General features: G+C 29.5%; 17 protein-coding genes. All 17 read left to right on the plus strand.

Annotation, left to right across the window (positions count from 1 at the left end):
- Positions 1-41 precede the first annotated feature (41 nt).
- The gene (locus tag ACFRAE_RS10725) at positions 42-1,004 is read left to right on the plus strand and encodes an IPT/TIG domain-containing protein (RefSeq protein ID WP_422797154.1); all 963 of its coding nucleotides are present in this window, start codon (positions 42-44) and stop codon (positions 1,002-1,004) included.
- A gap of 13 nt (positions 1,005-1,017) precedes the next feature.
- Complete coding sequence (locus ACFRAE_RS10730) at positions 1,018-2,004, plus strand: hypothetical protein (RefSeq protein WP_422797155.1); 987 nt, start codon at positions 1,018-1,020, stop codon at positions 2,002-2,004.
- A gap of 3 nt (positions 2,005-2,007) precedes the next feature.
- Positions 2,008-3,144, plus strand: a complete 1,137-nt coding sequence (locus tag ACFRAE_RS10735) for an SGNH/GDSL hydrolase family protein (RefSeq protein WP_422797156.1) — start codon at positions 2,008-2,010, stop codon at positions 3,142-3,144.
- Positions 3,145-4,114: 970 nt separating this feature from the next.
- Positions 4,115-5,479 carry an exopolysaccharide biosynthesis polyprenyl glycosylphosphotransferase gene (locus ACFRAE_RS10740; RefSeq protein ID WP_422797157.1) on the plus strand — a complete coding sequence of 455 codons (1,365 nt, stop codon included), beginning with the start codon at positions 4,115-4,117 and terminating at the stop codon, positions 5,477-5,479.
- Between the two features lie 29 nt (positions 5,480-5,508).
- Positions 5,509-6,249 (plus strand): hypothetical protein, encoded by a 741-nt coding sequence (locus ACFRAE_RS10745; protein WP_422797158.1) that lies wholly within the window; start codon positions 5,509-5,511, stop codon positions 6,247-6,249.
- Positions 6,250-6,270: 21 nt separating this feature from the next.
- On the plus strand, positions 6,271-7,893 hold the full coding sequence (locus ACFRAE_RS10750) for a hypothetical protein (protein ID WP_422797159.1): 1,623 nt from the start codon (positions 6,271-6,273) through the stop codon (positions 7,891-7,893).
- A gap of 184 nt (positions 7,894-8,077) precedes the next feature.
- Positions 8,078-8,812, plus strand: a complete 735-nt coding sequence (locus ACFRAE_RS10755) for a tyrosine-protein phosphatase (RefSeq protein ID WP_422797160.1) — start codon at positions 8,078-8,080, stop codon at positions 8,810-8,812.
- Positions 8,813-8,855: 43 nt separating this feature from the next.
- On the plus strand, positions 8,856-9,662 hold the full coding sequence (locus ACFRAE_RS10760) for a polysaccharide biosynthesis/export family protein (RefSeq protein WP_422797161.1): 807 nt from the start codon (positions 8,856-8,858) through the stop codon (positions 9,660-9,662).
- A 35-nt stretch (positions 9,663-9,697) separates the two neighbouring features.
- The gene (locus ACFRAE_RS10765) at positions 9,698-12,088 is read left to right on the plus strand and encodes a GumC family protein (RefSeq protein WP_422797162.1); all 2,391 of its coding nucleotides are present in this window, start codon (positions 9,698-9,700) and stop codon (positions 12,086-12,088) included.
- 41 nt (positions 12,089-12,129) lie between these two features.
- On the plus strand, positions 12,130-13,545 hold the full coding sequence (locus ACFRAE_RS10770; RefSeq protein ID WP_422797163.1) for an oligosaccharide flippase family protein: 1,416 nt from the start codon (positions 12,130-12,132) through the stop codon (positions 13,543-13,545).
- Between the two features lie 14 nt (positions 13,546-13,559).
- Positions 13,560-14,801, plus strand: coding sequence for an O-antigen polymerase (locus ACFRAE_RS10775; protein ID WP_422797164.1), 1,242 nt, complete (start codon positions 13,560-13,562; stop codon positions 14,799-14,801).
- A complete protein-coding gene (locus tag ACFRAE_RS10780; protein ID WP_422797165.1) occupies positions 14,791-15,732 on the plus strand; it encodes a glycosyltransferase in 942 nt (313 codons plus the stop codon). Before ACFRAE_RS10775 ends, ACFRAE_RS10780 begins: the two co-directional genes overlap by 11 nt.
- A 25-nt stretch (positions 15,733-15,757) precedes the next feature.
- On the plus strand, positions 15,758-16,723 hold the full coding sequence (locus ACFRAE_RS10785; RefSeq protein WP_422797166.1) for a hypothetical protein: 966 nt from the start codon (positions 15,758-15,760) through the stop codon (positions 16,721-16,723).
- Positions 16,724-16,725: 2 nt separating this feature from the next.
- Entirely contained in the window at positions 16,726-17,832 is a 1,107-nt protein-coding gene (locus ACFRAE_RS10790; RefSeq protein WP_422797167.1) for a polysaccharide pyruvyl transferase family protein, read from the plus strand.
- A 4-nt stretch (positions 17,833-17,836) separates the two neighbouring features.
- Positions 17,837-19,036, plus strand: a complete 1,200-nt coding sequence (locus ACFRAE_RS10795) for a glycosyltransferase (RefSeq protein WP_422797168.1) — start codon at positions 17,837-17,839, stop codon at positions 19,034-19,036.
- 5 nt (positions 19,037-19,041) lie between these two features.
- Positions 19,042-19,851 (plus strand): glycosyltransferase family 2 protein, encoded by an 810-nt coding sequence (locus tag ACFRAE_RS10800; RefSeq protein ID WP_422797169.1) that lies wholly within the window; start codon positions 19,042-19,044, stop codon positions 19,849-19,851.
- A gap of 13 nt (positions 19,852-19,864) precedes the next feature.
- On the plus strand, positions 19,865-20,053 hold a 189-nt coding region (locus ACFRAE_RS10805), incomplete at its 3' end, for a GDP-mannose 4,6-dehydratase (protein ID WP_422797170.1).

A 20,053-nucleotide genomic window follows, 5' to 3' on the forward strand; every position in this document is an offset into this window, starting at 1 on the left:
ACAAACAAATAATTCAATGATTTTATTTAATTAAACAAACGATGAAAATCTATCAAAATATTCTATTTATTTACCTAAGCCTGCTAACAATAATAATTGGCGGCTGTAAGGATAAAGATACGATCATTCCTAATTTGGATCCCATACCTCGCATCATTACATTAAGTCCAGAAAATGTAGGTGTTGGAGATGTCTTAACAATCAATGGTATCAATTTTTCGGAAAGTCCAAGTGAGAATGAAGTGAAATTGGGTCAAACTATTGTAGAAGTATTATCCGCTACCGCAGAAAAAATTGAGGTTAAAATTCCTGAACTTACTTCAAATATTCTTGGGGTTTCTGTAAGAACCCGTGGGAAAATTTCCAACAAAGTCAATATCTCGTTAGTTAAGTCTAAAATTTTTACGGATGATTTTAATCGAACCGATGTGCCTTTAGTGACTTCCGCAACCAATCCTAATCCAATAGGGAGTAATTGGCAAATCGTGCAAGGGGTATTTAGTTTAAAATCGAATCAATTATTTACAAATGCAGGAGGGGTGGATTCGTATATGTTGTATCGTGATGCAGAACTTAGTATGAAAGCCGGTGAAGGGAACTTTTTCAAATTAAATGCTGAGTTGAAAGCCACTACAGGAAATTTCGTGGGTTTGATATTTAATGCACAATCAGATAATATGAGGTTTTATCTATTGAGAATTCTAGATCGTACAGTTCAATTATTAAAGACCAATGAAAATGGGTTAAACAATTGGGCATCAATTCTGATCAATCAAGAGTTCGAAGGGTTTGCTGCAGGAGTTCCTTATTTGATTGAAGTTAGTTCGTCACAAGCTGGGAGCCTCCGAATTGTTATTTCAAATAAAGATACCAACGGAATATTACTTGAACAAACCGTAACAGATTCCTCACCTTATGTAGGAGGTTCTCCAGGGTTTTATTATTTTGGATTAGCTAATCCTGTAGATATTGTATTTGATAATTTAAAGGTAGAAACATTATAAACTATATATGAACATGAATTTTCTAAGCTCATTTAGTCGCTTGTTTTTCATTACTGTACCTGTAGTGATTGCTTGTTCTTCTGCAACAGATGTTGGTCAAGGGCCAAATAAAACGGAACAAAAGGTAGATACGATCACGCTTGTCGATGATGAGATGTTTGCAAAAGGTTTGATATTAAAACGAGGAAACCCATCTGAATCCCCGGGAAACATTTATCCATTTTTAGGATCACCAGCGCAACCTGATTGGGAATTGGCAGAATGGGGGACCAAATTTTTTCTTACAGAAGATGATAAGTTGAATAACTCAAATTTAGTTTCTTACCAAAATGAGGGGAAGCAATTGTCATTTCATACAGGTGCAAATAAACCTTACCCTATTCAAATGAATTTGTTGACTTCAAAAGAGTATACAAGTCCGAGGAAATATGGGGAGTTTTGGCCACATTTATTAATTGAACAAGCTTTTAAACAGCAGCCTGCAATTAAAGACTTGAAGGAGTTAAGGCTGAAATTTAAAGGTAAATTGACAAAATCTGAACTTAAAATGAAAGCTTCAGAATTTGATAAAGGATTACATACCGCTCAATTTCAATTATTTCTTTCCATTCAAAACTTGAATAAAAACTCTGCATATTATGGAGATTATGTGTGGTTTGGCATTCCCTTTTATGATTATAGGTATGAAAAGATTCCATTATATGCTTCGCAAGATGTAGCTAAAGATGATGCGACTGGGAAGTTTATTTATAGTTTGGCTTCTGAGACACATTTAGGTAATAAAACCTTTCATCATGGGGATGAAATAAGTGTAGATATTGATTTATTTCCTTACATCATTAAAGCAATACAAACTGCAAAACAACGAGGATTTCTCACCGGTTCATTGGAACAGGAATTTAAAGTTTCGGGTATGAATTTAGGATGGGAGGTACCGGGTACATTTGATGTTGGTTTTGAAATTAGTAAGTTCAACTTAACATACATTAATAAAAATTAGATAATGAAAATTATTATTACCTGTTTAATTTCAATTTTTGCAAGTCCAATTCTCTATGCACAATCATTAGAAGGAATTGGTGAAGATTGGAAGAAATATATTTCATTAGATCAGTATCTGCAACCATTTTTGGTTGCAGATACTATTTATGATGAACTTGTAATGCCTATTTCAGAGCAAGAGGGTTTAATTCAAGGGAGTTTATTGTTTCCGGCTAAATCTATCCTAAGGATTCGTAATACTTATTTAGATAAAAATTATGAAAAAGGAATTGATTGGGATTATCAGGATGGGAAACTATTCATCCCAAAGACATCAAAAATTCCTTTTTTTAGGAGGGATGAATTGTTATTAACTGAAGAGAAGAAGGGGGCATCTTTACCTGGAAAACAAAAGGGAACCTTTGTCTTGTTTAGTGAAGGTGAACTTTTAAGATCGAAACAAATAGCCGTAACCTATGTTCCGAATAAAAGCAATAGGGATAAAGGTTTGAAACTTACCATGACACGGAACCTTCCTCTTACTAGTCAGAAATTGAAGAAAAACAAACAACTTCATGTTGTATTCTGGGGAAATAGTATTGAAACGGGAGCTAATAGTAGTGCGTTTCAAAAAGTGGCTCCTTTTATGCCAGATTGGGCAAAATTGTTCATATATAATTTAAGAAGGAGTTTTTCAGATCAAATAACATTTAAAAACTTAGCTGTTGGTGGTATGGCCGCGTCTTGGGGATTAGATCAGGTGGGTCAAGTGATTGAAGAGAAACCAGATTTAGTGGTAATTGGATTTGGAATGAATGATGGGACTGCAGGTGTTCCTGAAAAAACTTTTTTAGAACAAATCAAAGGAATGATTTCTAAAATAAGAGCGTCCAATCCTAATTGTGAATTTATTATAATAAATACCATGGTTGCCAATCCAGCTTCTATTCATAATAACATACAGACGAATTATAGGTCTGGAATATTAGCAATGCAAGGAAAAGGAATTGCGGTCGCTGATATGACCTATTGGCACCAATGGTTATTAAACTATAAAGCTTATGAAGATATGACTGGTAATAATATTAACCATACAAATGATTACCTGTCAAGATGGTATGCACAAGTTTTATCTTCATTGTTAATCCAAGTAAAATAAGATTAGCTTATGATACGAATAGATCGATAAATTTTAATCTGGTAAATTAGATAGGATTTCAATATCTAAATAAGTCAATATAAAGCAAACGATAGGTTTGTTTTATATTGACTTATTTTTTTGGCATCTACTTTATCAAAAACTAGGCCAATATTTTTTTTGCTAAAATCATGGAATTGGCAAATTGCTGCCATTATTAACGGATGTTGTTAATAATTATCTCATTAATAAGATTAATAATATATTTTATTAAGTTTTTGAATAAATTAAAGATTTTTAATATTAAAAATCTTTAATTTTTAAATTTAATTATCATTTTTTGTCAAAATATTCATTAAATGATTTTCTATTGTATGAAATTTTAATAAATATTTAATGTTAATTATTTATTTAAGTTGTATTCTTCAAATACATTTATAATATATCAATTATTATAATATAAATAAGCTAGTATGAATTCATTCAATATATTATCAGTAATATTCAAATTCATTTTTATTTCATAAAAATTTAAATTGTGGTTTGATATTTACAATTATTGATTATATTTGCAGTCTACAATCAAACACAAGTACATCACATTGAGCCTAACGTAAGTTAGTGGAATTGTTGTTCATTGGTTTTTTATCAACCTGAAAAGAAATTTTTAAATCCTTTGAACTGCAAAACAAACTATTTATTAACAAAAGAATCAACAAAAACAGAGAAGAAACGTCTTATGCATTTTACGCAGTAATTACTAATCGTATTTCTATTTTTATCCATCGGGTGATGTTATTTTAATATAATTTCTCATTCTATATTGGTTATAATTTAATTGGAGATAAAATTATGACCTTGGATAATAGTGATCATACTTTACGGTTATAATATAGCTAAGATAAATAGTTCTTTTCTTTTCACAAATCAGTGTGATATGTATAGATATGTTCAAAATCGTGTTTTGACTTGTTTAAAGTTACTACTAGCTATGACTGATTTTTTATGCTTGAATTTAATATTTGGGTCAACAATTTTTTTGGTTTCTAATATAGAGGCTGTTGATTTACAACTGTTTAATTCTGCTAATCCTTTTTCAATTTGGGTGACCTTCAATTTAGTATTGATTATTTCCAGTTTGTATTTAAGAATGTACTCCGATAGTACCATAGAATACATTGAAAAAGTATTTAAATCTACCATACAAACTGTATTATCAGTCATTTTTCTATTTGCAGGCTGTGCCTTAATTGCTCATCCATTTGATGGAATCATCTTCTTCATCGGTTACTTATCCTTCTTCATATTACTTTATGCAGCATTTTCAAGATTTATATTAGCATATATTTATTCGGTCATGCCACGTCGATATGGTTGGATGAAGGATATTGTTTTAATAGGGCATAATGATTATGTAAGTAATGTTATGGCGTCTTTTCCACAAAACCATGCTTTTTACAATGTAAACACGATTTTATATCGTGACGAGTTGGATTACAGCACGAAAGAAGGTAAAGTAAATCAATTCAGAAGGTATTTCGAAGAAGTTTCTAAGCGTGGGATACATGAGGTATTTTTAATTAATTCACCAGATGTTTCTGCCTGTAGTCGAGAATTAATTATGGCTGCGGATCATGAATGTGTTCAGCTGAATTTTGTTCATGCGGTAACCGCTAGAATATCTTACGGTTCAAAGCAAGAAGAGAGTATTTCTTTAGATTTACCGGTACTTAGATCTCATGAGAATTCGCTCTCAGAGATGGATAATCGAATAAAAAAGCGTGCAGTTGATTTTATAATCTCTGGATTAGTAATAGTTTTTATACTATCTTGGTTAATACCTATTGTTGGATTAATCATTAAAATTCAAAGTCCTGGACCTATTTTCTTTAAACAGCCTCGCTCTGGTAGAAATAATCGATCCTTTAATTGTTTGAAGTTTAGAAGTATGGTGATCAATACCGATTCTAATGCAAAACAAGCATTAAAAGGTGATGATCGAATTACCCCTATTGGTCATTTTTTAAGAAAATCTAGTTTAGATGAATTTCCTCAATTTATTAATGTCTTTTTAGGTCAAATGAGTGTAGTTGGACCTAGACCACACATGTTAGCTCATACGGAACACTATAGTAAATTAATTCAACATTATATGGTTCGTCATTTTGTAAAACCTGGAATTACAGGATGGGCCCAAGTGAATGGATTTAGAGGTGAAACTACGAAGCCAGAATTGATGGCGAAACGTGTGGAATATGATTTAGAATATATGAATAACTGGTCTGCAATGTTGGACTTTAAAATTATTTGTATGACCGCCTGGAACATGGTTAAAGGCGAGAAAAATGCTTATTAATGAATATGAATTATAACTTTTATAAAATTATGAAGAACAAAAACTCATTCTTTGTGATGGTATTTTTAGCTTTCTTCGTGCTTAGTTCGCTGAATACAGCGACAGCTCAAGTAGGAAGATATAAAATACCTCAATCAGCTTATGCTTATGGTTACCCATCGCCTTTATCTCTTGGTGTACATATGGGAACTACCGGTTTTGGAGTACATGTGTACAAACCTCTAGCGACAAAATTTGGATTACGCTTAGGCGCGAGTTACATGCCATTTCAAACGGAAATTGCAGGAACTTATTCTAACCGTGACGTAGTAAGTAATACCAAAGCAAAATCAGGAAATGTTTCCCTTTTGGCTGGTTGGACTCCATTTGTAAACAGTGGTGGATTCTTTAGAAGTTTTGGTCTTCAATTAGGTGCGGCTTATTTCTTCCAATTAGAAGGAAATATAGAGACACGTTTAAAAAATCCTTATAAATACGGGGATATTCAAGTTTCTCCAGAATTAGTAGGAACCATTAATACAAAAGTTAATTGGAAAGAAACAATTAATCCATATGTAGGATTAGGATGGCAAAATATCATTATTGATAGTCGCTTTTCTATGAATGTAGATTTGGGTTGTTATTATCTATCCAAACCTTCAGTAGCAATGGAAGCCACGGGTTTATTGGAAGAAAACACGAACAATGCTGCAATTATTGAACGTAATATGGAGAACTATCGCTATTTACCACGTGTTGAAGTTGGTTTTAGTTACCGTTTTTGGAAATAGTCATTGTTAAAATATAAAATTATGAAAATTAAAAAATTCGCCATATTTACATTAGGATTAGCATTATTAGGTGCTTTTGAATCCTGTAAAAACCCATTGACTGATTTCAATTTACAAATTAGTACACAAGTAATTCAACATTTTGCCACTTTAAAAGTTGTTGACGCAAGCGGAAATACGATTCCAGGTGTTCAAGTTGCTTTAGTTTCAGGTGATACTGAAAATCTTTACAACTTGAATGGAGTTAAGGATTTTAAAATGGTTGATAACTTAGTAACGTTTGGGGTAGATCCAAAACGTACTCCTACGGCAAGTACACCTATTCGTTTTAGAGTAAGGTTTACAGCACCAGGTTATACTACGCAAACTGTTCCAGTAACAATTTCAGATGTATCCTCTGGTATTGAGACCGTAACTTTGACTCAACCAATTGTTATTCCTGATGGAGCTGAACAAGTTCAAGAAACTGTTGAACTATCCAACACGGGTGCTACAACTGTTGCAACATCTGTTGAAGTTCCTTCAGCTGTAGCAGGAGAAGAATTGGTCATCAACATCCCTGCGGGCACACAATTTAAAGATGAAGATGGTAATATTATTACAGGTGGATCTGTTCTAGTTACTGTTACTACGATTAATCCTGAGAATGAATCAGCAGTTAATTTATTGCCAGGTGGCGATTTGTCCTCTGATGCAGTAGTATTAGCTAATGGAAGTACCGTTTCAGGAACGTTTAGTCCTGCCGCAGTTACTGATATTAAGATGTTTGTTAATGGAAAGTCAGTAGAATCTTTTAGTCAACCTATTACAGTGGCTATGCCAATACCTTCCTCTTATGTAAGTCCAATTACTGGACAAGCGTTAGCTGCTGGTCAACAGTTTGATTTATTTAGTAATAGCGATAATGATAACATTTGGAAGTTTGAACAAAAAATTGCTGTAACAGGTTCTGCTGCTGCTGGTTTCTTTGTTAATTTTCCAATAACTCACTTAACATTTTATATGGCGGCTGAGTTTGGAGAGGCTTGTACCGGTGTGCAAGTAGTTAATTTCTCTGGAGATTGGATGGCAAATGGTACCACCTACCCTGTGCTTGTGGAAGCACATTGGGGTGATCAAATCATATTTAACACACAATACTCTATTTCTCAAAATTCACCAAGTATCAGTTTTGATAATGTTCCTAAAACAGGAGTTAAGGTTGTTATTAAAAAAGCAGATGGTTCATTCTTAGCAGAAGCAGATTTAACGGATTGTGGCCAAGTTACAACCATACAATTGCCTAATCCTGCTGATGTAACTGGAACGACTTCAACTCTTCAATTGTATGTACGTTGTCCATCTAACACAACTCCTATTACTTTATTGCCAACTTTCCAAATGTATTACCGCGTTGTTGGTTCAGTAGAATACAAATACTTAGGTACTGTAGATAATGGATTCTTAAGAACTACATTATTAAAAACTGATGGAACTAAATACGATTTCAAAGCAATTTGGAATGATAAAGTGAAAGTTGTAAACGGTCATACTGTTCAGTTAGATAATACCGCTACAGTTGGTATTGGTTCAGGAGATATTATTGGAAATAAAGCTGGCGCGACCAACTTAGCTATTTTAGCTGAAGAGTGCGATAAGTTATAATCATATAAATAGGTTTGTCTTTCAACCTACACATCTTATTTTTTATAAGATGAATGAAAGCAAGATGCCTGAAGAGCTCAAGTGTTAAACTTGTGATTGTAGGGGAATATACCGGCCGGGCGCGCCGGCCGGATATTTCTTTTAATCGGAGTTTAAAAAAATCAAACCAAATTAACGTATTTAGATGTTTTCTTTTTTTAGCCGTAACTCTGCAAATAATGATTTGAAATGGATTAATGCAGATATGCATTCCCATATTTTACCAGGAATTGATGATGGTTGTGCGCAGCTAGAAGATAGTTTACATATTTTAGAACGCCTATCCAATCTTGGAATTCAAAAATTTCATTTTACCCCACATATTTTTAAGGAAATGTATCCGAATAATGAAGGATCTATTTCCCATGCTTTTGAATCTTTAAAAGGTAAAGGGGTAGATAGTTTGTTAGGTTCTTATGCAGCGGAATACATGTTGGATTCTGGTTTTCCACTAGAAGAAAATCAATCTGGTTTACTTAGTCTCCCAGGTAATTATGTGTTAATAGAAATGTCTTATATTCAAGAGAATAAGCAGATCGAAAAAACCATTTTTGATATCCAAATCCAAGGATATAAACCCATATTAGCACATCCTGAACGTTATGTTTTTTATCACCAAGACCCTTCTAAATTAGTTCGATTTAAGGAAATTGGTTGCTTGATGCAAGTCAATTTGCTTTCGGTTTTAGGTTATTATGGAGCAAACGAAAAGCGTGTGGCTAAATATTTAGCTTCTAAAGGTTTGGTAAGTCTTGTTGGAACTGATGTTCACCATGAACGACATGTTAAAGCCTTAGAAATAGGTTTGAAAAAGTCCAACCTTTATAGTTTTTTCAAAGAATGTAAAATATTGAATGCGGAGTTGTTTTCTTACTCTTAACGCATTCTTTAATTAGTACTACTACAATTGTCAAGTTAACCCAATGAAAAATTATCAAATTCAAGAAAAATTTAAACAAATAGGAATATGCTGTTTCCTATTGCTACTGCTATTTAGCAGTTGTTCTGTAAAAAAGATTGTTTATTTCAATGATCTTCCTGTAGATACTTTGCAAATATTAAAACAAGCAGCGACTTTCCAAGAGCCTGTTATTCAATCGGATGATTTGATTAATATTAGTATTCAAACTTTAGATCCTAGCTCATCTCAAGTGGCTAATCAGTCTATGGCTGTTCAAGCTGTTGGTGCAAGTTCAGCAACTAATGTTGGATCCCAAGTAATTTCTGGTTTTTTGGTCGATAAGGATGGATATGTAAGTATGACCCTATTAGGCAAAATCAAACTGGCAGGATTAAGTACTTATCAGGCCCGTGAAGCCATTGCTTTAAAAGCGTCACAATATTACAAAGAACCAAATGTCCAAGTGCGATTTGCCAATTTTAAAATTACTGTTTTAGGTGAGGTTACTAGGCCTGCTACCTATACTGTGCCCAATGAAAAAGTTACAGTTTTAGATGCTTTAGGCTTAGCAGGAGACTTAACTATTTATGGGAAAAGAGAAAATGTGTTATTAGTTAGGGATATTGCTGGCCAAAAGGAATTAGTTAGGTTAGATTTAAACAATAGTGATTTGTTTTCATCACCCTATTTCTATTTAAGACAAAATGATGTGTTGTATATAGAACCAGGAAAAGCTAAAGCCGCAGCAAATAATTCTTCAAGGACACAAACTTTGGCAATGATCGGATCATTTTTATCTGTATTAATGGTTGCATTTACAAGGTTATAATTAATTTTTTTCTATTACAGTCTATTAAAATTAAAATGAGCAATAAAATTGATTGGGATGATGAGTTGGAATCTGATCATAAAAAATCTGACAATAAGGAACTTTTAAAATTTATTAGTAAAATTCTAAATAATTGGTTTTGGTTTTTGTTATGTGGTATTTTAGGAATTGTTTTGTCTTTTTTTTATCTAAGGTATACAATTCCCATTTATAATATACAGGGTAAATTATTAGTTTCAGATGATAAAAAAGGTGGTTTACTTGGTGAATCAGCATTAGCGGATTTATCAGGGATTATGGGCACTAAATCTTCTGTAGATAATGAAGTTGAGGTAATTAAAACTTCGGATCTAATGAGGGAAGTAATTCTAGAAGAAGAAGAATATATTAATTATTTCCGAATTGGTACAATCCATGATGTTCCTATAATTAAATTGCCTTTTAAAATTAAATTACTAACATCTCCAGATTCAATAATCGAGCATTTAGATTTAAAAATTGATCCAACATTCAATTCTAAATATTTAATATCTAATGGTGACACTTCTTTTACCGTTTCATCTAATGATGCATTTTCATTTGAAGGAATCGGCAATTTAATGATTAAACCTGATGAAAAATTTACAGATCATAGTGAAAGTTTTCGAGTTAAAATTTCCCCTGTTAGGAAATCAGTAGAACAAATTTCTAAGGTTTTTTCTGCGGAGGTTACCAATAAAAATGTATCAACTATTAATTTGTCATTAAAACATCATATACCACTACGAGGGGAACAATTACTAAAATCCTTAATAAATAAATATGTTGAATTGAATTTGAATGATAAAAATGTTATAGTTGATTCTACCTTATCATTTATTAATTCCCGATTAACTGACATAACAAAAGAGTTAGCTAATGTTGAGGATAGAATTTCTGGCTATAAGCAAAGTTCAAAATTAACTGATCTTTCGCAACAGAGTCGTGTTTTAATTGAAAACTCTTCTGATTTCAATAAAAATATAGCAGAATTAGAAGTAAAAGTAAATTCATTGGACGGTATTTTGGATTACTTAAAAGATGAATCAAATATAAGAATTTTACCTTCATCAATAATTCCAAATGATCTTACATTTAACACATTAATTAGCCGATACAATGAATTATTGTTACAACGAGAAAGATTGTTGTTAGGTGTAACTGAAAACAACCCTTTAATAGAAAATATTAACACTCAGATTTTTGGTTTGAGAAAAGATATGATTGATAATATATCTAATACAAGGAACTCTTTAATAATTGCTAGGAATAGTGAAATGGATTTGTCAAAAGTAATTACATCACAAATTCAACAGGTGCCTACTATAGAAAGGGGATATATTGATTTAGCTCGTTTGCAACAAATAAAACAAGCTCAATATATTTTTCTTCAAGAGAAGTGGGAAGAAACTGCAATAGGACGAACTGCAAATGTATCTAATTCAAAATTAATTGATTCACCAAAAGCTGAAGAGATACCTATCTCACCTAATAAAAAATTGATTTATTTATTAGGGTTGATTTTAGGCCTATCAATACCATTAATATTTCTTTATATTCAAAACCTTTTAAATGTAAGAATACAAGAGATTAATGATATCGAGAAATACTCAAATTTAACTATTTTGGGTATGATTTCTCATTCGGATGATGATGATCAAATTGTTGTTACAAAATCTTCTCGTACTCCAATTGCCGAGCAGTTTCGAGCAATGAGGACTAATCTTGAATTCACATTGGCTGGAGGAAATAGAATCTTATTTACATCTTCAATGTCTGGTGAAGGAAAATCTTATGTAGCATTAAATTTAGCAATTGCTTTGGCATTATTAGATAAAAAGGTTGTGTTAATGGAGCTTGATTTGAGAAAACCTTCAATCACATCGAAATTAGGTCTTCCTGCTGGTAAAGGATTTTCACATTTTATTGTAAGACCAGAAATGACAGTGGATGAAATACTGATGTCTTCTGGAGCCCATGAAAATGTAGATTTAATTCAAGCAGGGGCTATTCCTCCTAATCCTGCTGAATTATTAGTTCATGAAAGAACCAATGCTTTAATGGATACTCTATCTGAAAGATATGATTATATAATTATGGATGCACCTCCAATAGGAATGGTTACGGATGCTCAATTACTAGAAAGGTATTCAGATGTGTGTTTATATTTAGTACGTCAGGGATTTACTTTTAAGGATCAGTTAAATATTCCAAAAAATTTGTTAAAACATAGTAAATTCAGAAATCTTCAAATCGTTATTAACGATATCAAGTCAAAAGGATCATATTATTCAAATTATGGCTATGGCTATGGCTATGGCTATGGTTACGGCTATGGATATGGGAATTATTCAGATATAAAGAAAAGTAGTTCAAATTGGAAATTTTGGTTAAGAAATAAATCTTAAAAATAATTTCATTTCAATAGAGTAATTATTAGATTCTTATAATGAGTATTAAATCAAATTTTTTTTATAATTCTTTACTAACTGTATCTGGGTATATTTTCACTTTGGTTTCATTTCCCTATATCAATAGAGTACTTGGAGTAGAAAATTTAGGTATCTGTAATTTTGTAGATAGTATAATAAGCTACTTTTTATTATTTGCAAATATGGGGATTAATACAATTGGGGTCTTAGAAATTTCAAAAAATAAATCACATCCTGAAAAGATAAATACTATATTTTCATCACTCTTTATTTTAAATTTGATATTTACTTTATTAGTAATATTTTTCCTTTTAGTTGCTGTATTTTTTATACCTCATTTAAATCAATATTTTGATTATTTCTTAATTGGTTTAATTAAGTTAGTTTTTTCACTATTTTTAATTGATTGGTTATTTCAAGGTTTGCAAAATTTTAAAGTAATTTCTTTAAGATCTATTATTATAAAACTAATATTTACTATTTTAATATTTCTCTTAATTAAAGACAAATCAGACACATCTCTTTTTTACTTACTGTCCTGCTTAATGGTTGTTTTAAATGGTATTTATAACATTTATTACTCTAGAAAATTTGTAAAATTTTCTCTAAAGTTTGTAAAATTAAAGCTGTATTTAAAAGCTTTTATAATTTTTGGCTTGAATAAGGTGTTTATATCTTTTTATACAACCATGTTAATAATTATGCTGGGATTTTTAGCTAATAATAGTATGGTCGGATATTATACAACTGTTACTAAATTATTTGCTATAATTATTGCTTTATTTACTTCATTGACCACTGTAATAATACCAAAATTAAATACATTATTATATACAAAACAAGTTTTTGAAGTAAATAAATTGGTTAAAAAAAATGTTGTTATTATTTATACATTAACTATACCAATTATCATTTTTACTCTATTCTATTCTGATATTATTATTAATATTTTAGCAGGAAGTGAATTTGAATATTCAAATCAAATATTAAAAATTATTATTCCTTTAGTACTTGTTATTGGTTTAAGCCAAGTATATAGTCAACAATTACTTACTATAATTAATAGAGAAGCGCTTTTAAAAACTACATTTTGTGGTTGCTTAATTTCAATTCCATTAGCATTTATTTTAATAAATCAATACAATGCAATTGGTGCAGCTTATACTTGGTTATTAGTAGAGATTATTATTCTCATTATTTCAATAGTTTTTGTTAGAAAGGAAATTAGGGTATTTCTATTTGATCGTGATATATTTTATATACTCCTTAATAGTGTCCCTTACGTTTTAGTTAGTTGGATAGGATTATCTTTCTCTAATATTATATTAAAACTAGCATTTGTAATTGGTGTAAGTTTGGTCTATTTCATAATATCTCAAGTTTATTTTTTAAAGTCCAGTTCATTTATTAACATTTTGAAAAGTAAATTTTAAATAAAATAAATTGAATGGATTTTGAAATATTATATATAACTTTTAATTGCCTTATTTATTTAGTAAGTTTCATATTTCTATTAAAAAATAGAGGTTTTGATGCAACTAGTTATATTTTTCTTTTATGGGCAATATCTTCTTTTTTTTCTATACTATATTTTAACTCAAGTATATATTTTATAACTAAATCTAGTATTACTTTATTCCCATTTCTTTACATTTTTGTCTGCTATTTAGTGTTTAATCTTCCTTTATTAAATTTTAAATCTAATTCGATTATTAAAATTTATGGGAATCCTATAATACTAAAATCTTTAATATATGTCACTGCAATAACATCAATTTTACCTTTCATAGAAAATTTATTGCATATTTTTTTGTCAGGAAATACAATGAACTTAAGTGATAATTATGAAGATAGAAGTAATTCTGATTTTGATGCAAGAGCCCATATGAGTTTTATAGGTAGTAAGTTAAATAGTATCACATTATTTTTAAACCATATTTCTCCTATATTATTGTTCTACTTTTTGAGTAAAGTAAAGAAATGGGATTTTTTTATAGTATTAATTACTATTGGTCTCATTTTTTCGACATTTAATCCTTCATTATTTAAATTCAATTTAGGGTCTAGGACGAGTTCAATTCAAGATTTATTTTATATTGGATTTGTTTATTTAATTTTTAAAAATCAATTAAGCATTTCAGTTAGGCGATTTGCCCTTATTTTTATATCTATTTTGGTTTTTGTTTTACTTTTAGGGGTATTTTTAATTACCGTTGGAAGATTTGAAGATAGTGATTTTAGTTTAATTGAGTGGCTTTACCGTTATTCTGGAGAAAGTTTCACGAATTTTAATGGTGATTTATGGAATTCTAAAAAGACCCTGAATGGTTTAAATTCTTTCTCAAATATCTTTTCTGGAGAAGATCGAAATGTGTTTTCTTTAGATCAAAAAATGGGAATTAGAATGTTTGTTTTTTACACATTTATAGGTGATTTAGTCGCAGATTTTGGATTAATTATTACTTTCTTAATCATCTTGTTTTTTTCCCTTGTTTTAATAAATAGATTTTCTAACAACTATTTACCTATTTGGAAAATTTTAATTATCTGTTTATATGCGCGTATAATTCTCACGGGATTTACATTTTTATATATAATAAATGGAGGTCAGTATTATATATTTTCTTTAATGCTAGGTATGGTTTTATGGTATAATGATCGAAAAATAAAAATTAAAAATGAGAAATAAATTGGCAATTGTTATTCCAGCTTTTAAAAGTCAGTTTTTTAAAGAAACTTTAAAATCTATTTCATCCCAAACGAATAAGGATTTTTGTCTTTATATAGGAGATGACAATAGTCCTGAAGATTTATATAGTATTATTAACGAGTTTGTTCCAGATCTTAAAGTTGTTTACCAAAAGTTCACAAATAATCTTGGAGGTGAAAATCTTGTAAAACATTGGAATAGATGTTTGGAAATGGTTAATGATGAAGAATGGATTTGGTTATTTTCAGATGATGATTTAATGGATTCAAATTGTGTTCAAAATTTTTATGATACTATTAAAAATTTAAATAATGTTCATTTTGATGTCTTTAGGTTTAACATAAATGTTATTGACAATAATAATATAGTTATAGGAAATAGGGTAATCTTTCCTGATGTTTTAAAAGTTGAAGAATTTATTTATAAAAAAAGTTCAGGAAAAATTAAGTCGTATATAGTAGAGTATATTTTTCGGAAGGAAAAGTTTAATGTGTATGATGGATTTGTTGAATTTCCTATTGCATGGCATAGTGATGAAGCAACAGTAATAAAATTTGCTTTAAAATCAGGAATAAAAACTATAAAAAATTCATGTGTTTCATGGAGAAGTAGTTCTTTTAATTTGACTCCAAATAGTAAAGATCTAAAAATAGTAGTTCAAAAAATTGATGCAAGTCTATTATTTGTAAGATGGTTAATCCAAATAGTAAAAACCAATAATTTAATATTAAAACCTTTTACGGTTTTTTGGTTAGCTAAGCGATTTACTTATGAATTATCATTATATAAAGCTGTAATAGATATTCAGGAAATTAATATTAAGCTTAAAGAATATCTTAAGGTTATAAATTATAACTTGTTTTATCCATTTTTTAGAATTTTATTCAACAAATATAATAACAATAGATAAAGCAATGAATTCGTTTATTTTTCCCATGAAGGAAGAAAATAGGTTGGAGAAAGAAAATCCCTATTTATATAATTTTGCATCGGCTATTAATAAAGAATTTCCTGTTGTTAATATGTATGTAAAAACTAGAGGATTTTTTGACTCTTTAATATATTTTAATAAGGCAGATTTATTTTTTTTAAATTGGGTTGAAAATTTGAAATGGTATAATTTACCTGTTTTGTCTATTTTTCTTATTTTGGCTAAAATAAAGTCTAAGAAAATTATTTGGACTCATCATAACCTGGAGCCACATAAAGGTAAATCTTGGGTTTCAAATATAATACTAAAAATTATTCAAAATTTATCATATCGAATAATTTTTCATACTAATGAAAGCTTCAATTATATTGATCCAAAATTCCATAAAAAGTGTTATTATATTGTTCACCCTTTCTTTTATAATTTAAAATTTTGTAAAGATGTAGAGAATTATGACCTATTAATTTGGGGACAAATGCGAAAAAGCAAAGGTGTAGAAAACTTTATAGAATTTATGATAGACACTAATTGTAGTTTAAAAGTTTTAATAGTAGGAAAATTTCAATCCCTAGATTATTTTAATGAAATTAAAAGCAAGACAAAAATATTGCCAAATATTATTCTGAAAAATTGCTTTTTGAATGATAAAGAATTATTTGAAGTCCATTCTCAATCAAAGCATATATTATTCATCTATAACGGTCGTAGCGTTCTTAATTCAGGGGCATTAATTAAATCTTTATCCACAGGAAGAAATGTTATTGGACCTAGAAGAGGTGCTTTTATAGATTATTTTAATCTTGGTTTTGTTAAGGTATTTGATTCTTTTGAAAATATTGTGTCGATAGTAAATTCTAATGCGGTAATAAATAATGAGTTGGAGAATGTAAATAGATTAAAAAGTTTAGATTCTTTTATTCAAGAAAATAGTTGGAATAATTTTGGGAAAAAAGTAAAGGACATATTATAATTATGAAAAAAAATATTGTATACTACCATGGTAAGACGCAATACTTCAACACTGGTGATGCATTAATAAATAAAAGCTTAATAGATTTTATTACTCAATTCGGAGAGGTAGAAATAAATTTGAAAGATGCTCCGGATAATTATTTAAAGGATTTGAAAATTGTTTCTAATCGAACTGTTTCCAAATCATATTTGAGTTTTGTATTTCAAATTATTAAAGGAATAATTCAAAATTCTAAAAAATATAACCAAATTTATTTTATTTCTTCGCCACCTGGACATCAATTTGGTAGTGGTTATAAAGCTTTTTTTAAAGAGTTAATTGTTGCTTTTTCTTATTTCCTTCTATATTGTTTTAAAGTAAAAATAATAAAAATAGGCTTTTCACTAGGGCCATTAGATGCAAGACTTAAATTACTTGAAAGGTTTAAAACTAATTTTATGTCTAGTTATTTAGTAAGAGATCAAATTTCATATAATTATGCTAAAAATTTAGGTATAGATAAAGTCGATTTTTTTCCAGACTTGGCTTGGACTTATGATGTTCTTCCTAAAGAGGATATTAAAAATGGAGTTTTTATTTCATTTCGTGATCAAATATTTACAGGAGCTAATAATGAGAAATATATTGAGCAACTTATTTTTACACTTAAAAATATAATTAAAAGTAATTTTTCTAAAAATAGAATTGTTATTGGATTTCAAGTTTCTGAAGATAAGCAATTCTGTGATAAATTGTTTCAACTTTTAAAACAGGAATATAATATTGAGTTTATTTCTGAACAAATATTTTTATCTAACGCACATATATTTAGCTCATTTGAGTACGTATTAACGAATCGTTTGCATGTTGCTTTGCTTGGATTTCAATACGGTTGTATTCCCATTATTCTTACAGATTTAAATAAACATTTAAAAATAAAGGGAATTTTTGAGCATGCAGATTCTCGTGATTTATTAATTGATATTTCAGAACCTATCCATTTAATAAATAATAAAATGGATTTAATAATTTCAAGCAAAAGAGATATTTATGAGAAGTTAATAATAAAAGAAGATAACTATTATAAAAGTAGTTTAATAAAATTAAAAGAAATTTTTAACGATTGATTTTATGAAGAAGATTTTATTACTTACCACTATTTATCCATCTCCAGATCTAGCACTTTTAAATTCAACAAATGTTTGTCATTATTTTGCAAAGGAATGGGTGAAAATGGGATATGATGTACGGGTTATTTTCAATTATCCTATTTATTCACGAATTGTTCATCTCGGAGCAGAACTATTGGGGAATAAAGCTGCGTCTATTGGACAAAGCTATTTTATTACCAAACACATCAAAGGTATTTCAAAATATGAAATAGACGGTGTTAAAATTACAAGAATACCTTTATATAAATGTATACCCAAAATTGCAGTTAAAAAGCAAGTTATAAAAAACCATACTGATTTAATTATTAAAGATTTAGAAAATGATGGATTTGTTCCAAATTCCATAGTTGCACATTTCTGTTATCCGCACCTTGAGATGGTAGCGAATTTGAAATATTATTATGGGGCCAAAACTGCTATAGTAAATCATATACAATCCTTACCATTAAAAAAATATATTGGACCTAATTTTAAAGACTTTTTTCAAAAAGTAGATGCTTGGGGATTTAGGTCATCAAATATTAAACTAAATTTTGAAAAGCAATTTGGACTTCAAAAAAACCACTTCTTATGTTATTCAGGGGTTCCTAATCAATATATATTGAATGAAGGTAAATTATTTACTGAGAAGATCACAAAATTTATTTATGTAGGTTCATTAATCGAAAGAAAACATCCGTTGAAAGTATTAGTAGGCCTAGAAAATTCAAAAACTTTGGATTCATATCAATTAATATATGTAGGAGAGGGAATACTGCGAAAGAAAATCGCTCAAGAGCAGTCTAATAATCAATTGAAAGGGGAAATAGATTTAAAAGGTAACCTACCTAGAGTAGAAGTTTTACAATGTTTAGATGCTGCTGATTGTTTTATCATGATTAGTCAGGGAGAAACATTTGGGTTAGTATACCTTGAAGCTATGGCAAGAGGATTAATCACAGTAGCTTCTAGCGGAGAAGGAATGGATGAAATTATTGTTGACGGTTATAATGGGTTTTTCTGTGAAGCTGGTAGTTCAAAAAGTTTATCTAAAGTTATTGATCATATTAATAGCCTAAGCGCTAAAGAAAAAATGGACATTTCAAATCACGCAATAGAAACAGCTAAAAAGTTTTCTGATACTATTGTTGCTAAGAATTATTTAGATTCTATTATATAACTAATATGGATATTTCTATTATTACTGTAGGAATGAATCATTTGAAATTTTTAAAAGATTTATTCCCTTCCATATTTTCTGAAGGATTTACAACTGCTAAATTTGAGGTATTATACGTAGATAATTGTTCTTCAGACGGATCTGTTGAATATATTTCTGAGAATTTTCCACAAGTTATTATCATTCAAAATATAATTCCAAAAGGATTTGGCGCTAACAATAACTTAGCTGCTCAAAAAGCAAAGGGCGATTACCTAGCTATAATTAATCCAGACATTATTTTGTTTAAAGATAGTTTAGATGCTTTGTTTAGATATCTAAAATCAAATCCAGAAATTGGAATTCTTGCTCCAAAATTGTTGAATAAAGACTTAACATATCAGAATTCAGTAAGACGTTTCATTACTCCTAAATTATTTGTTTCTAGAGTATTAGCGAAAGGAGATGATTCTAAAATTAACCTTGGTAATTCATCCTATTTATGCAAGGATATTAAAATTGATGAGATCCAGCCAATTAATTGGTCCGTTGGAGCTGCATATTTTCTTACAAACACACACTTTAAAAATCTGAAAGGTTTCGATGAAGATTACTTCCTTTATATGGAAGATGAAGATTTATGTTTGAGAAGTTGGAAAATTGGGAAATCTGTAATCTATTTTCCTCAGTCTGTTATGATTCATAATCATATGAGATCAAGTAAAAAAATTGGAAAATCAATGAAATGGCATTTCCAAAGCTTATTTAAATTTTGGAAAAAACATGGGGTAAAAATATCCGATTATTCAAATCAAAACAACCTAACTAACAATTAAATAATATAATTTCATGACAAACAAAACCATATTAATAACCGGGGGAGCGGGCTTTATTGGCTCTCATGTAGTTCGTGAATTTGTTCAAAAATATCCTGATTATCATATTATTAATTTAGATGCCCTGACTTATGCAGGTAACCTAGAAAACCTTTCGGATATTGAGCAATCCTCCAATTACAGCTTTTTAAAAGCAGACATA

The sequence above is a fragment of the Sphingobacterium sp. HJSM2_6 genome (genome assembly GCF_049316305.1).
Lineage (GTDB): Bacteria > Bacteroidota > Bacteroidia > Sphingobacteriales > Sphingobacteriaceae > Sphingobacterium.

Bases quoted from the DNA above. Each gene is read 5' to 3' on its own strand.
- ACFRAE_RS10725 (WP_422797154.1), top strand. From the start codon at position 42: ATGAAAATCTATCAAAATATTCTATTTATTTACCTAAGCCTGCTAACA.
- ACFRAE_RS10730 (WP_422797155.1), top strand. From the start codon at position 1,018: ATGAATTTTCTAAGCTCATTTAGTCGCTTGTTTTTCATTACTGTACCT.
- ACFRAE_RS10735 (WP_422797156.1), top strand. From the start codon at position 2,008: ATGAAAATTATTATTACCTGTTTAATTTCAATTTTTGCAAGTCCAATT.
- ACFRAE_RS10740 (WP_422797157.1), top strand. From the start codon at position 4,115: ATGACTGATTTTTTATGCTTGAATTTAATATTTGGGTCAACAATTTTT.
- ACFRAE_RS10745 (WP_422797158.1), top strand. From the start codon at position 5,509: ATGAAGAACAAAAACTCATTCTTTGTGATGGTATTTTTAGCTTTCTTC.
- ACFRAE_RS10750 (WP_422797159.1), top strand. From the start codon at position 6,271: ATGAAAATTAAAAAATTCGCCATATTTACATTAGGATTAGCATTATTA.
- ACFRAE_RS10755 (WP_422797160.1), top strand. From the start codon at position 8,078: ATGTTTTCTTTTTTTAGCCGTAACTCTGCAAATAATGATTTGAAATGG.
- ACFRAE_RS10760 (WP_422797161.1), top strand. From the start codon at position 8,856: ATGAAAAATTATCAAATTCAAGAAAAATTTAAACAAATAGGAATATGC.
- ACFRAE_RS10765 (WP_422797162.1), top strand. From the start codon at position 9,698: ATGAGCAATAAAATTGATTGGGATGATGAGTTGGAATCTGATCATAAA.
- ACFRAE_RS10770 (WP_422797163.1), top strand. From the start codon at position 12,130: ATGAGTATTAAATCAAATTTTTTTTATAATTCTTTACTAACTGTATCT.
- ACFRAE_RS10775 (WP_422797164.1), top strand. From the start codon at position 13,560: ATGGATTTTGAAATATTATATATAACTTTTAATTGCCTTATTTATTTA.
- ACFRAE_RS10780 (WP_422797165.1), top strand. From the start codon at position 14,791: ATGAGAAATAAATTGGCAATTGTTATTCCAGCTTTTAAAAGTCAGTTT.
- ACFRAE_RS10785 (WP_422797166.1), top strand. From the start codon at position 15,758: ATGAAGGAAGAAAATAGGTTGGAGAAAGAAAATCCCTATTTATATAAT.
- ACFRAE_RS10790 (WP_422797167.1), top strand. From the start codon at position 16,726: ATGAAAAAAAATATTGTATACTACCATGGTAAGACGCAATACTTCAAC.
- ACFRAE_RS10795 (WP_422797168.1), top strand. From the start codon at position 17,837: ATGAAGAAGATTTTATTACTTACCACTATTTATCCATCTCCAGATCTA.
- ACFRAE_RS10800 (WP_422797169.1), top strand. From the start codon at position 19,042: ATGGATATTTCTATTATTACTGTAGGAATGAATCATTTGAAATTTTTA.